Raw genomic sequence first — 15,659 nt, forward strand, 5'->3', positions numbered from 1 at the left:
TATCACACCTCGCTTATTTCAAACATTGCTTCTGTGCCCGCCTCATTTTCTTCCGCATCGGACAACTGTGCTTTTTCAGGCCAATACCGCTGTTTTCGGTATACTGTCTGGCCGCCTTTCGGTTCCATGGCCGCTTTTCGTTCTTTCGGAATTCCTTCGTTGCTGACAATAATATGAGCGTTATTCCCGCCCAAACCGAACGCGCTGACCCCGGCCCTGAGTATCTCTTTTTTTCCGTTCCACCGCTTCAGCTCAAGCACAGGATAAAGCGGCGAATCATTAAATTGAAAGCGGGGGTTCGGTTTATGGCAATGCAAAGTCGGCGGCAGTTCTTCATTGGCAATCGCCAGCAAAACTTTGATGATTCCCGCCGCACCCGCCGCACTCAGCAAGTGGCCGATATTGCTTTTGACGCTTCCTACACCGCAAAATTGTTTTTCATCGGAATAAGCAGACAAGACATTGGTTAATCCTTTTAATTCAATCGGGTCGCCGATCAATGTACCGGTTCCGTGCGTCTCTACGTACGTCATGGTGTCCGGATCGATTTCCGCCGATTGAACCGCCTGCTCAATCAAGTCCTGCTGCGCCCGGGGATTCGGCGTCGTCACGCCCATTGTGCTGCCGTCATTATTTATCGCAGATCCGTCAATAACGCCGTATATTTTATCTTCGTCTTCTATCGCTTTTTCGAGCGGCTTCAGCATCAGCACGCCGCAGCCCTCTCCGATTCCTGTTCCGTCCGCATCGGCATCGAAAGATTTTGAACGGCCATTTGGCGATAAGATTCTCGCCGCGCTCATTGTGAGAAAAGGTTTTTCATCAAGCAAAATGTCAACCCCGCCCGCAAAGGCCGCCTCCGCTTCTCCATTTTGAATAGCCTGCACGGCCAAATGAATTGCCGTAAGCGAACTGGAGCAGGCCGTATCTACGACCAGGTTGGGCCCTGTAAAGTTATAAATGTGCGCCATATGTGCGGTAATAAAATTTTGCCCCGCGCCGATAATCGCGTCTTTTTGCAAATATTGAAATTTCTGATGAAACGCACCTGCCCTTGCACCGGCAAAAACGCCGATACGGCGGCCCCAGAGATCCTCTTTTTTATAACCGGCATCGGCCAAAGCTTCCGCGCTCACTTCGAGCCACTGCCTTTGCAGCGGATCTATCATCGGTGCCAGCGTTTCTGAAATATTAAAATACCCCGGGTCAAATTGATCAATATCGTGAATAAAACCGCCCCATTTACTGATGCTTTTTCCTTCTTGATATTCACCCGGCCGATAATGTTCCCCGGCGTTCCATCTGTCCGACGGAACTTCAGTGACGGCATCCGTTCCGCTGCGGAGATTCTTCCAAAATTCTTTTATATCCCCCGCTTTCGGAAAATGACAGGCCATGCCGATGATCGCAACCTTTCCCCGTTTCCCGGGCTTATCTGCCGTTTTTTTGCTCCGTTTCGGTGTCTTCTGCAAAGGGAACTTCTCCGCGGGAACCGCTGCATCTGCCGAAAAAGCTTCCGGACAATGTGCGGCTAAATAATCCGCGAGCTGTTCTATAGTAGGGTGTTCCAGAAGGACAGTCGGATCAATTGAAACAGACGGCAGTTTTTGATCAATCTTTGTCAGCACTTGCGCCAGAAAGATAGAATCCATTCCGTATTCCTGAAAAGGCACATCGATATCCATATGCGTTTCATCGATACTCAGCTCTTTTGCCAAAAGCGACTTCAGCCAAGATTGAATATCAATCCGGTTATGTTCCCGTTTTTTTGTTTCAGGAGGTTTGGCAGCTGTTCTCATTCCTTTATGGGCGGCTGGCTTGGCGTTTTCCAGCGATTTGATGTCCCAATCATGTTTCACTTGTGCCGGCAGCACGACAGCTCCGGGTCTTTCTCTTAAAATGTAATCAAGCATCTTGAGACCTTCCGCGTCAGAGTGCCGCAGCAATCCCGTTTGCTGATACATTCCGCTTTTTGTATCCCTGCTCATGCCCGTCTCATCCCATGCCGGCCATTGTATGCTAATGATGCCGCTCTCATTGTTTTCTGCAAAATAGTCCATATAAGAATTAGCCATCGCATAATCGCTCTGACCCGCCGCAAGAATCGGGACGGCTGCCGAGACAGATGAAAACAGGACGAAAAATGCCGGCGCATCATCCTTTACACTCTCATACAGACCGTGGAGGCCGTCTGCTTTCGGGGCGAGCACCCGAGCGATACTGTCTTTGGATTTGCGGAGAAAAGCAGGGTTTTCACGGTCCGCAATTCCCGCGCAATGCAGAATGCCTCCGACAGGTCCGAGCGTTGAGGTTACCTCTTTTATAAGCCGTCCGACGGCCTGCTTATCCGTCAGATCAACTGCTGAGACGCACACTTTTACGCCTTGTGATTCCAGCTGCCGGATAAGCTGTATTTTTTCCGAAACAACAGGGTCTGTTTGCTCAAGATCCCACTCGGTTTTCGGCGGCAGCTCCTTTCTGCCTGTCAGAAGCAGTTTCTTCACACCGTATGCGGAAACGAAATGCTTGGCGCATAAAGCGCCGAGTCCGCGCGTTCCTCCGGTTATCATCAGGACGGCGCCTTTTGGAAACACAGTCCGGTCTGTTTGCACGGCTTCTGGTTCAATCTGATCAGTCTGCCGAAGAACATAGCTGAAGCGCATGCCGTCCCTGTAGCAAACAGCAGACTCCGTTAAGTCTGATTCAATTTCTTTTTTAATAAAAGCGGCTGTCTGCTCCAGCGGCTCTTCAGGATCAATATCGGCGTGACAGGTGAGAATATGGCTGTATTCATGCCGCAGCATGCGATAAAGCCCCGCTTTTTCAATACCATGCATAGCGGCAGCCTTATTTTTGAAAGATTCAAGCCCTTTTGTAAGATAAAGCATTTTCATGTTTTCTTGTCCGCGGCCGTATTCAATCAGCTGCTGCAGCGATGCCGCCCAGCTGATGTCCTGCCACTTTTGCCGGGAGCCGCAGCCGGTGAAGTCAATAAACCCGGAATAGATGGCCGCATTCGGATCCTGTAAGAAAGAGATGAGCTGATTTTCCTGCACAATGTCAGCATCATTCAGCTGTTTTTTCACCTCGGCGGCAAGGTCTTTTGTATCCTCGGAGACGATGAGCGCTAATTTGCTGAACGGCTCGGATGAAGACACTGCCACGCAAGGCTCCCATGTTTTCTGCAATAATACTGTTTTTTGATTCGAAAGCGGCAGCTGCTCCAGTTTCGGCACCCAATAGCGGTCTGCTCTGAACGGATAGGAGGGCAGGCTGATGCGGCGCGGCTTACTGTCCGTATACAGCTGCTCCCAATCCGTATCAAATCCGTTTGCCCAGAGCCGCAGCACTTTCTTGTATTTCTTTTTCTCAATCCAGGCGCTGACGAGGTCAGCAGCGTCTTCATCGTCTGAGAACATGGAGATCGTGTTATTCTCGCGTTTTTTACGGCCGCTGATGATATCTTCGCTGTTTTTTCCCAACAGAAACGCGTTCAGTTTTTCAGTCAGTTCCTCTGCGGAGTCTGCAATGATTCCCAGCCTCGCTTCCATCGCGTCCCGTCCGGTCTGCAGTGTGTATGCGGCATCTGCAAGATCGATATGGCGGGATGATCCGTTTTTGATAAAATCGCGAAGGAGACGCGCTCTTTCTTTCAGCCGCTCTTCATTTTTAGCCGACAAAACAAAAAGAGATGACGCTTTCTCACGGGTTTCCGGCTGTTCCGTCTCACTTTTGCCCATGTATTCTTCAATAACAATATGCGCATTGACACCTCCGAAACCGAATGAGCTTACACCCGCCCGGCGGGGCAGGACCCGGCCGTTTTCATCACGCAGCGCTTCCCACTCCTTTGTTTCTGTCACAATGTAAAACGGACTGTCCTTCAATTTGATATGGGGATTAATGTTCTCGCAATGCAGACTTTTGGCGAGCGTCTGATGTTTCAGCTGCATCAATACTTTGATAACGCCCGCAATGCCTGCTGCGAGCTCCAAATGTCCGATATTTGTCTTCACTGAGCCTATCCCGCAATACCCGCCCGGAGCACCGTCTGTTTGGAAAGCTTTTTTCAATGCATTGATTTCAATCGGATCTCCGAGTGCCGTTCCGGTTCCGTGCGCTTCTATATAAGTGATCGTTGACGGGTGAATACCGGCTTTTTGATAAGCGCTTTTCAGCACATCCGTCTGAGCCTGCGGGTTCGGCGCGGTAAGTGACGCTGAGCGTCCGCCGTGATTTTCCGCTGTACCGCGGATGAGACCGTAGATGTGATCCCTGTCATGCTCAGCCTCTGAAAGCTTTTTCAAGACAATCATGCCGGCACCCTCTCCTCTGACATAACCGTCAGCCTGGTCAGAAAATGTTTTGCAGCGCCCGTCTTCACTGAGCATGCCTGCTTTTTGAAAACCGATATGCCCTTCAGGCGTGACGATCGTGTTGACGCCCCCTGCGACCGCCATATCACAATCTCCCGTTTCAATGGCTTTTACCGCTCGGTGAATGGCGACTAAAGAGCTTGAACAAGCGGTTTCTACCGGCTCGCTCGGCCCGTGAATATCAAGAAAATAACTCATCCGGTTCGGCCCGACGGACGGCACGATTCCAGTCATCGTATACCCCTCGACAGGAAGACCCGCCTTATTGATTAAGGTTTGATATCCGCTTCCCAATGTGCCGGTGAAAATGCCGGTTTTTGTTCCGGCAATCCGTTTTGCTGAGTACCCCGCGTCTTCAATGGCTTTCCACACATACATCATTAATAGACGCTGCTGAGGATCCATCATTTCAGCTTCTTTCGGAGATATCCCGAAAAACAGCGGGTCAAACCCGGCGATTCCATCTATAAAACCGCCCCATTTAATTGACGTTTTATTTGCATCCGCTGCCGGATCGCCGTCATATTCACGCCAATCCCAGCGATCTCGGGGAATTTCTGTGATGCAATGCTCTCCTTTTGATAAACGTGTCCAGAATTCATCTATGTCTTTCGCTTGCGGAAAAATACCGCTGATTCCGATAATGGCTATCGGTTCGGTTTTTTCTTCTGATTTTCCTTTTACGGATACGGGCGTTTCCCGCTTGACATGAACGGCCGCCGGAGCTTCAGCTTTTCTTTTTCCGGCTTTTGGGGCGGTTTTTAAACTCTCTCTTTCTAAGCCGCTGAATGCTTCTTTCCATTCTGATATCAAATGGCCGCTCAGTTTGCGCAATGTCGGAAATTCAAAGAAGATAGTCGGGCTGAGCTCAAGCTGGTAAGACCGATTTAATAGATTTGTAAATTCAGTGAAGATGATCGAATCAAATCCGTATTCCGTCAGTTCGCTGTCAGCCTCAATATCTTTAATGCTTACCTTTAAAAGATCTGATACATGCCGCTTTAGTTTCTCTTGAACCCGATCTTTCAGATCTCTTGCATCTGTCTCTGCCGCAGCTTGTCCGGCGGCGCTTTGTTCTTCGCCCAGATCGAAAATATGGCTGCGAATCCGTTTTTCGTCGCCCTCTGCCACCATGACCTGGTGTTCTCCGGAGGCAAAAGCGGTATAAAGCGCTTGGATGCCTGAAGCCGATCGCATGGCTTTCATTCCGGTCTGTTCATACATCAGCCGTTCTGTCTCTTTGTCCACGTGCATACCGCCCTCTTCCCAAAGCGGCCAGTTGACGGACAGGGTCTGCCCGCTCCGCTTGTTGTCCCGCACGAGACGGTTTCGGCGGGCTGCATAAACATCCATAAATGCGTTGGCTGCCGCATAACCGGCCTGCCCCGGATTTCCCATGCCTCCCGCCAAGGAAGAAAACAGAATGAAAAAGTCCAGCCGCACATCTTTCGCTGCTTCATCAAGATTGATAAGCCCTTTCACTTTCGGCGCCATGACGGTCTTCCGTTCGTTTTCTGTCTGGTTCAGAATGTAGTTGTCAGCGATCACGCCGGCGCCGTGAATGATCCCGTCGAGTGTTCCGTGCTCCTCCTGTATGCCGCGGACGAGGGCGATGACCGCCGCTCTGTCTGTCACGTCAACCGGTTGATACAATACGCGGGCACCCGACGCTTCCAAGCGCCGTAAGCGGGCGGAGCGGTCTTCATCAAGCGCTTCCGCCCTTCCCGTTAATACGAGGACGGCGTTTTTGACGCGGGAGGCTATTTCTTCAGCGAAAATCAGTCCGATGCCGCCCGCTCCCCCGGTGAGGAGGTAAACCCCTTCGTCTTTCCACGGAACGGCGCCGCTTTGAGAGGCCGGCAGATGACGCCAGTTTCTGACGAGACGTTTGCCGTCTTCATAACGGATTTCCGCTTGTTCAGGATGCACCCGGTTTTCTTTCAGTTTGGCAAGAAGCGATGATGCTGGCTCGTCCGGATCGGCTTGGATGACTTGGCCGTACAGCTTCGGATGTTCAAGGTGAGCCGTTTTCAGGAAAGCGGCCAGCCCCGCCAATACATTGTCTTCCCCCCTGTCGGGGACAAGAAGCTGGATCAGCGTTTTTTTCTTCTGTTTTTCTTTGATAAGACGCGTGACGATCGCTGACAGCTCCGCCGCGCAGGCGTCATAACGGTCCTCAAGCGGACCTTCGCCGTCAGCCGCACGTACGGCGCCGCTTATGTCTTCCGCATTCATTCCGCCATACAGCGTCACGTATCTGAAAGACTCTTCTTGTCCGCCTTCACCCGGCGGTGATTCCTGCCACTTTGGCTGAAGCAAGAGCGGTTTTTCCTCCGTTTCCTCTTCCAGAAAACGGGCGGTGAGTCCCGTCAATCGGACACATACCGCGCCGTTTTCATCACACAGCTCAATATGATAGGCGCCGTCCGCTGAGGAAAGCACCGCCCACATCGTCTCCCGGCACGGAGAAAATACCTGCATATCCTGCAGGGCAAACGGCAGAAACGGCCGTCCGGACGCGGAACCGTCTGAGAGCACGAGACCGATAGAAGCCTGAAGGGCGGCGTCCAGCATGCTCGGATGCAGGATGAACGGTTCCTTTTCTTCGCGGGCGGACGGCGGAAGAGTGAGCTTCGCGAGCACTTCTCCGCTCCCGGCATAGACGGCGTCAAGCGCCTGATGAGACGGTCCGTAGGTAATGCCGAGGCTGTCGAATGCTTCATAGCACTCAGCCTTTGACATGCGCCGGCCACAGCAGCGCGCCTGAACCGCTTCCACATCGAGTACCGGAGCACGCTCCGTCTCTTTGAGCACGGCCTTTCCCTGGAAAAAGACAAGCGGCTCTTCTCCTTCGGCATACGCTTCAAAAGCGATGTCTCCGTTTTCTTCCGGCTGAAGCTTTACATGAAGCGTCACTCCTTCAGAAAGCGCCGTCACCGGACGGAGCCAAACGATCTGTTTGAGCCGGACACCCGCTTTCCCGCCCGGCAAGTCTTCAGCGGCAAGCGTAACGGCAGCCCGGGCCATTTCTAAAGCAGCCGCGCCCGGAAGCACCGGTTTTCCATGGACGATATGATCGGCAAAAAACGGTTCACGCCCTGAGAAAACAGAAGTAAAGCGCTGGGCGGTAAAGGTCGATGTATTCGCATGGAGCAGCGGGTGAAGCTTTTCACGTTCAGCTGAAGTCCGGCTTTCTAGCTCTCTCTGAAGATCGGACGCCCAATACGTCTGCCTGGCAAACGGGTAGCCCGGCAGATTGCCGATTCGCGGCAAAGGTCCGCCATAAAGCAAGTCCCCTTCGATTTCATAACCTTGACAATAAAAATCTGCCAGCACGCATAACAGCTCCTGATGTTTTCTATGGTCAGAATATGAGGCGCTGCACTTGCCGAGCACTTCTATTATGTGCTCCTGAATATGCTGACGGCCTGCAAAGTGCTGCGGTGCTTTTCCCGAAAACGCATAAGGGTGATGTTCATTAAGCTTTGCCTGCTTCCATACATACACTGCGTCATCAGCATCTTGAACCACGATGGCGGCGCGATGGTTAAAGTGATGCCGTCCTTTTAGCAACGTATAGCTGAGCTGGGCTAGATCATTTTCTTTCAGTCCGCCATTTCCCGCCCAAGTGATCATATCTTCGATTTTTTCCTGAAGGGCATCCTTTGTTTTTGCAGACAAAGTCAGTAAATATGCAGGGGCATCCCGATGAGGTGAAACGCTGCGCTTATAGCTTTCCATAACGACATGGGCGTTTGTTCCGCTCATCCCGAATGCGCTGACTGCCCCCATTCGGTTTTTATCCGGCAGAGAAGGCCACGGTTTACCCGTTTTATTCACATAAAAAGGACTCTTCTCCCAGCTGATATAGCGGTTTTCCCCGCTGCAATGCAGACTGGCGGGAATCATTTCACGGGAGAACGCCTGTAAAAGACTGATCAAACTGACAATGCCTGACGCGGCAAACGTGTGGCCGATATTGGTTTTAATTGATGTGAGCGCGCAAAATGCTTCTTTGTCTGTATAGGCAGAAAACGCGTCATAAAGCGCGTTAATTTCCACCGGATCACCGAGTTTTGTCCCCGTGCCGTGTGTGACGATATATTCGATATCTTCAGGGTTGATACGGCCCCGGTCATATACGGAAGTAAGCAGCCGGGTCTGCGCGACGCCGCTCGGAGCGGTAATTCCGTTTGTTTTCCCATCATAATTGATGCCGCTCGCCCGAATCACCCCGTAAATCGGATCACCATCCGCTTCCGCCTCTCTCAGCGGCTTAAGAACAACCGCCGCGGCCGCTTCCCCCGGAACCATGCCGTCAGCCCTTTTATCAAACGCGAAGCATTTCCCGTTTTCCGACAGCATTCCGGCTTTATCTATCGTTTCAAAAAAGTCCGGGGTATTCATGATATTCACCCCGGCCGCAACAGCTGTTGTGCACTCTTTATTCTGCAGGCTTAATACCGCCTGATGGACAGAAACGAGCCCCGAAGAACATGCAGTATTTATCGCCATCACAGGACCTGACAAATTCAAGTGATAAGCCAGCCGCGCCGCCAAAATACCGTTATGATGAGACGTGACATTGCCTTTGTCCCGTGTTAAAAGGTGATAATCTCCTTCTTCCGCCCCCACAAACATACCGATCGTCTGCTGCCTGATGTGACTGGCGCCGTAGCCGGCGTCCTCAAGGGCCCTCCACGCTTCCTGAAGAAGCAGCCGCTGCTTCGGATCCATCGTTTCAGCTTCCCTCGGCGATATTTCAAAAAATAAAGGGTCGAATTCGTCCGCCCCCGGTACAGCGCCGAGTTTCCATTTTGAACTTGTGAAGCCTTTTTTTGCGACCGGTGCGACAACGTCCTTTTCCTGAAACAGAATGTCCCAGAGCTCGTCCGCCGTGCGCGCCTGAGGAAATCGGCCGCTCATGCCGATAATGGCAATGGAATCAGCTGCCTGAATGCCCTCGGTTCCGGCGTTCAGCTTATTTCTTCCCCTCTGCTTCTTTCGCTTTTCCGTTCCTGCCTTTTCAAAGACAGATTGATCTGCGGATTCAGGTTTCTTTTCTTCATAGACATGCTCCATGACGGACTTGTGTTCCGTCAGAAAATAGCGGACGACCTTCTCCAGTGTGGAATGTCCGAAAAACAGGGACGGTGTCACTTCAATTCCGTAATGAGCGGACAAAGAAGAGGCGAATTCCGCCAAACTGATAGAATCAAAGCCGAAATCAGCCAGATTGTCAGCGTCCGTCAGTCTGTTCTTGTCTATTTTCAAAAGCCCCGCCGCCAGTTCCTTCACATCCCAGCTTACGCATTCTTCCAGTGTAAAGCCTTTCATTTCACTCCGCCTTCCTGAAAACGGGACGTTCCGGTTTACAGAACCCGAAATCGGCCGTTCGCCTTGATCTATCTGCAGGAAGCGTTTGGCCCTCGACGGAAAACCGGCCAGGACGAGATACTGGCTGGACGGCTGGACTAACAATGTTTCAAAAGCTTCGAGTCCTTCCTCTGTGTATAAATAACGCTGTCCGCTTGATTTTAAATACATATCGGTGCTTTCCGCCGTGCCGACATGCATCCCTCCTTCTTTCCAAAGCGGCCAATTGATGGCAAGTGACTTGCCGCTTCTGAGTCCGCGGCTCACAAGTTTATCCCGATGACGGACAAAAGCCATTTGGAAGCGGTTCCCCATTGCGTAGTCACAAGAACCGAAGTCTCCTAAAATCGCTGAAGAAGAAGAGAAACAACAGAAGAAGTCAAGCGGCTCCCGTGACAGAACCTGATCTAACACCGCGGTGCCGTCCGCTTTTGGCGCTAAGACTTGCTGAAAGGTTTGCAGATCTTTCTCCAGAATGCTTTCAGTGCCTTGAAGACCTGCAGCGTGAATGACACCGTGAATCGGCCCGCATCCTTTCTCTTTAGCTTCTTGCAAACCTTTCTCCATCTGAGCCTGGTCTGCGGCATCCGCCTGCACGTAAAACACCTTGGCGCCTGATTCTTCCAATCTCTTGATCTTGTTCAGCACCGGGCCGCCTGCCGCTGATCTCCCCGTCAAAATGAGCGTAACCGATCCTTTTTCAGCAAAATACCTGGCAAATAACAAGCCTAATCCCCCGCATCCGCCGGTAATCAAGTACGTTTTTCCGCTTTTTATCACACGCTTCTCAACAGGGGCAATATCCGTCTGCTTCATTTCCATGACGTGACGGATTTCCCCGCTGTACATGACACTGCGGAACGACTCGCTGTGAAGCTCTTCACATGTGTTATGGATCAGCTTTTCAAACGGTCCTTTTTGTCCAAAATAAACCGCGGCCGTATCCGTCTCCGGCAGAATCAGTTTCAGCGACCGTTCCAACCCGATCCATGACTCGGCGTAACTGATATCGGTACCGGTCCCGCACTGAGCGGAAAGAAGGATTCGCCTCGGTTTAGAACGCAAAGAAGCAGCTGCGCGGATCACATGATAGAGAATAGAAAAGTCTTTCACGGCCTTTTCATCTTCAAGCGGCCATCCATATAAAACGGCATCCGCTTTGCCAGCAGCCGTTTCAATATGTCGAAACGTTTCTTGATATGCTTGTCCGTCAGTGATTTTAATTTGATAATGCGTGTTTGAAAGCTTTTGAGTTTCCTCACCCTGTGAAATAAAAAACACGCCGGTTCCCGGATAAAGGGATTGTAAAGACCGATAAGCATGCTTTCTGGCAGCTTCTCCCGTAAGAAAACAGATGACCGTTTTCAGCTCTTCATGAATGGATTTCATCAGAGGCTGCTGAGTCCACATTTCTTCAAATATCATCATCTCGGATTGTTCCTCTTGCCCGTGATCCTGCTGAGACGGCTGTCTCATTCTCACCCCTTTGATTTCTGCGCAGACAATGCCGGTTTCATCACAAAATTGAATGTCACAGCCGGTTTGATTCTTTTTATTAATATACATCCACATGCCCGATGAACACGGACGCATGACGCGCAGTTCTTCAACTGCTTCAGGCACGATATGGACTGACGGCTCCGTTTTTGCCAGGACATGAAAAGCTGCGTCCAAAAATTCCGGCGGTATATGATATCCCGGATTACGGCTGCCGCTTTCATCTATAAGAGCAAGCTTCGCCCAAACCGCATTTTCTCCCGCATAAAGCTTTTCAACGGTGCGGAACTCCTTACTGATGGTTACACCTGATGTGCCTGGTGTTTCATAATCGAATGACAGCGGGCGGCAGTCTTTTTGTAAGGAGACAATATCAAGCACGCGGGATGGCTGTATGTTCCCTTGTCCGACGATTCCATAATGATGCAGCTTCTCTACGTCACTGTATATTTCATAATGGATGCCTTCCTCGTCTTCAGACAAAAGGGAGAGATTGACGCCCGCACCTTGATGTCCTCCGGTAATCGGGTCAGTCCATGCCGCCGTTCGGATCCATATCTCTTTTTCTTCAGAGCTGTCTGCCGCATGATGATAAGCTGCTAGCGCCATTTCTAAATAAACGGCTGCCGACAGAACCCGCTCCCCTTTCACATTCTGGAAAACGTGTTCCCGGCCTGTAAAAGATGTATGATAGCTTTGCTCCGCCAAGGTTGACGTATTTTCATGCAGAAGAGGATGCACATATTCAGTTGTTCCTGTTTTTGGTTCTTCCCGCTTCATCCAGTAGCTTTCTTTTGCAAATGGATAAGACGGCAGACTGATACGATGCGGCAGCGCGCCTTTATATAAAGATGCCCAATCGACGTGGGCCCCGTGAACCCAGGCATTCAAAAGACTGTCAAATTGACGTTTTTCCATCCAATCACTGACTGTGCCTTCCGTCTCTGTGACAGCATCATCACCCCGGCCTGTAAACACCCCGCTTACGGAACCAGCATTATTCAGAAAAGCAGTCAGCTTCTGTTCCAATTCAGAAACAGAGTCCGCTGTCATCGCCAGCCGTTCCTCCATCGGGACTCTGCCGACTTGAAGGGTAAATGCCGCGTCAAGCAGATTTGCATCTGTAATTGTTCCGTTTCCGGCGGCATCCGACAGCAACAGAGCCCGCTCGCGCAAGCGGTCTTTATCTTTTGCCGATAAAACAAAAAGCGCCGGACGGCCGGAGTCTGCCGAAGTCATTTCAGCCGGTTCATACTCTTCTATCAGCAGGTGGGCATTCGCTCCGCCCGCTCCGAAAGAAGATGTACCCGCGATTCTCGGATATTCCTGTGTTACTCCTTCAGATTCTATGACCGGCCGTCTCCATTCCGCCGTTTCCTGCTGCACGATAAAAGGGGAAGTTTCAAAATCAATTTCCGGATTCAGCTGCTTTGAGTGCAGCGACGGCACCAGATATCCATGTTTCATCTGAAGAAGAATTTTAGTGACCGCAGCAACACCCGCCGCACTTTCCAGGTGTCCGATATTGGATTTAACAGAACCGATGGAACAAAATTGCGCTGCATCCGTATAGCGGCGGAAAGCCTTGGTTAACCCTGCGATTTCAATCGGATCTCCTAAAGAAGTGCCGGTGCCGTGGGCTTCCAGATAGCTGACTGCTCTCGGGTCAATCCCTGCCCGCTCCATCGCCTCTGCGATCACTTCCCCTTGTGCATTCGGATTCGGAACGGTGAACCCGTTCGTTTTGCCGCCCGCGTTCAGAGCGCTTCCTTTAATGACACCGTATATATGATCATGATCTGCAACAGCCTTCTTCAACGGCTTTAACACGATACAGCCGACGCCCTCTCCGTCAACAAACCCGTCAGCCTTATCACCGAACGCTTTGCACGCGTTTGACGGTGACAGCATTCTCATAGAAGAAAGTCCGATATAATGAACCGGATCTGTAATCAGATTTACGCCGCCGGCAATCGCGCATTCTGATGCACCTGTTCTGATGCTTTCTGCGGCGAGATGAATGGCGGTTAAGGATGAGGAGCATGCGGTATCGACCGCAATGCTCGGACCGTGAAAATCAAACACATAGGATACGCGGTTCGGGATAAAGTGGTAGTGGGCCCCTGTCGGATAGTTGCCGTTCATGACACCCGCAAAGACGCCAACCTTTTTACCGGCGCATAGTGAATCAGGGGTATATCCGGCATCCTCAAGGGCCGCATAAGCGATTTCCAGAAACAGTCTCTCCTGCGGATCCATGCGCTCCGCTTCTTTCGGGGAGATTTTAAAGAACAGCGGGTCAAATTTATCAATATCTGTTAAAAAGCCGCCCCACTTTGTATACATCCGGCCTTCCTTCCCTTTTGTCTCATCATAGTAGTCCCGCCAATCCCAGCGGTCTTTCGGAATTTCGGTGATTCCGTGTTCACCGGTCTTTAACCGTTCCCAGAACTCATTAACATTTTCAGCTCCGGGATACCTCCCGGCAAGACCGACAATTGCCACTTCAAGGTGTTTTGACGGCGGCTCGGAAGCGGGCGGCGCTTTTTCAGAAAAAGATGCCGCTTGGCGCTTCGTCAATCCGGCGCTTTTTTTGCGGCTTTGCTTTTTCTGTAAAGTGTGCGGCGTCTTTTCGGCTTCTTTATTTGTCTTGAAAATCCCAGCCATATCTTCCTGTCTTGAGCTGACGAGATATTCCGCTAATCCGCCGATTGTCGGATACTCGAAGAACAATGTGCTGCTGATATCAGGAACGTCTTCCCGCAAGCGGTTGGTCAGCTGTACGATTAAGATGGAATCGATTCCGTATTCTTCAAGGGGCGTATGGGCTTGAACGTCCTCAATCGGCATCTTTAAGATGGTGCTGACGATCTGTTTCAGGTACTCTGTGCTTTTTTCAAGCAAAGAGCCGGATGATACCGCTTCAGTATGACGGACTTCTTCAGAAAATTGCGCATGCAGTTCGCGCTCCTTCGTTTCAGTCAAGTATGCGGCAAGCTCTTCTATCGTCCGGTATTCAAAAAACAGCGTGCTGCTGATATCAGGGACGAGATCCCGCAGCTCATTCGTCAGCTGAACGATCAGAATAGAGTCAATGCCGTATTCATCCAGAGGAGCCAGCGGATTTATCTCTTCTGCCGGCATTTTTAATACTTTTGCCGCAACCCTTATCAGAAAAGCCGCTGTCTTTTCCGAAAGCCCCTCTCCCGCTTGTTTGATGGGGAGCTGACGATCAGAGGATGTTTGCGGTACGTTTGATTGGCGCTTTTGCGCGGTGTAAGCTTCCCTGCTCTGCCTGATGACCCCGTTGCTTTTCGCCGTGATAATCTGCTGGGTGTGCAGACGTTCGTTTTCAGCCGGAAATTGAATGGAATGAAAGCCTTCAGCCATTAAAACGGATTTCCATGTTTCCGGATAAAGACCGGGGCACCCCGGAATCCGCAGCGCCTCGTCTTCGTACAGCCACCAGCCCTCTAATAAGCCGAATGTAACATGTGTAAACGGCGTATGCCCGCCCAGTTCATTAACGAGCAGCAAACCGTCCTTTTTCAATACGGCTTTTGCCGTCCGTAAGGTTTTCCGGATATTTTTGGTGGCATGCAGCACGTTTGCGGCAATAGCGATATCGTAGGTTCTCAGATGTAATCCCTGGCCCGCCGCAGGCTTCTCCACATTAAACAGCTGATACGTCAAATACGGATTGTCCGCGCCGTATTCCTTTTCGGCATGCATTAAAAAAGCTTTTGACAAGTCGGTATAACAGTATTCCTGAATATGGTTTTGATAGGGGCGGAGCTTTTTAAACAGTGTGCTGCTCGTTCCGCCGGTGCCCGCTCCGATCTCCAGCAGACGGATGTTTGCATCAGGATTGTTTTTAATTACATTTTCCACATACATACACGCTTCATTTGCCAGCACATCGTTGTAATAATCAGCGAGAATGTTATGCTTATAGATTCCTTCAACAAGCTCCATTGAAGAATCGGGAAACATCACGTCAGTCGCTTTTATTTTGCCTGTTAAAATGTCAGGCAAAGCTTGAATGACGGTATCCGTCAGCAGAGCCTGCGCTTTCATATCCGGATCTTTCAGCCATTCGTTTTTCTTCTTATGCCACTCTTCCCAAACCGCGGCCGTTTCACCGCTGTTAAGATCGCTGTCTAAAAGACGGATGCTTTCTTCCAGCCAGCGCTCATATAAAGGCAGACAGGAAGCCGCCGGCGCTTCGCCGGTCAGACCCATTGAACGCAGCGTCACCCGCAGCACTTGCAGCAAAAGCCGATTCAATTCTTTCATTTCATTGCTTATTTCTGTTCTTAAGGATAACTGTGTACGGTCTTTTTGTTTGTCTCCCTTACCCAAAACCTTATCCTCCTAAGAAAATTAAATTTGCTCCGTCATTTTGACAGG

The 15,659-nt window shown here is 50.8% G+C and carries 1 protein-coding gene; it reads right to left on the bottom strand.

Annotation, left to right across the window (positions count from 1 at the left end):
* Window positions 1-2: 2 nt before the first annotated feature.
* On the bottom strand, window positions 3-15,611 hold the full coding sequence (locus tag ABDB98_RS11210; RefSeq protein ID WP_438420178.1) for an SDR family NAD(P)-dependent oxidoreductase: 15,609 nt from the start codon (window positions 15,609-15,611) through the stop codon (window positions 3-5).
* Window positions 15,612-15,659 lie beyond the last annotated feature (48 nt).

It is taken from the genome of Bacillus siamensis (assembly GCF_051628075.1).
GTDB classification, from domain to species: Bacteria; Bacillota; Bacilli; order Bacillales; family Bacillaceae; genus Bacillus; species Bacillus siamensis.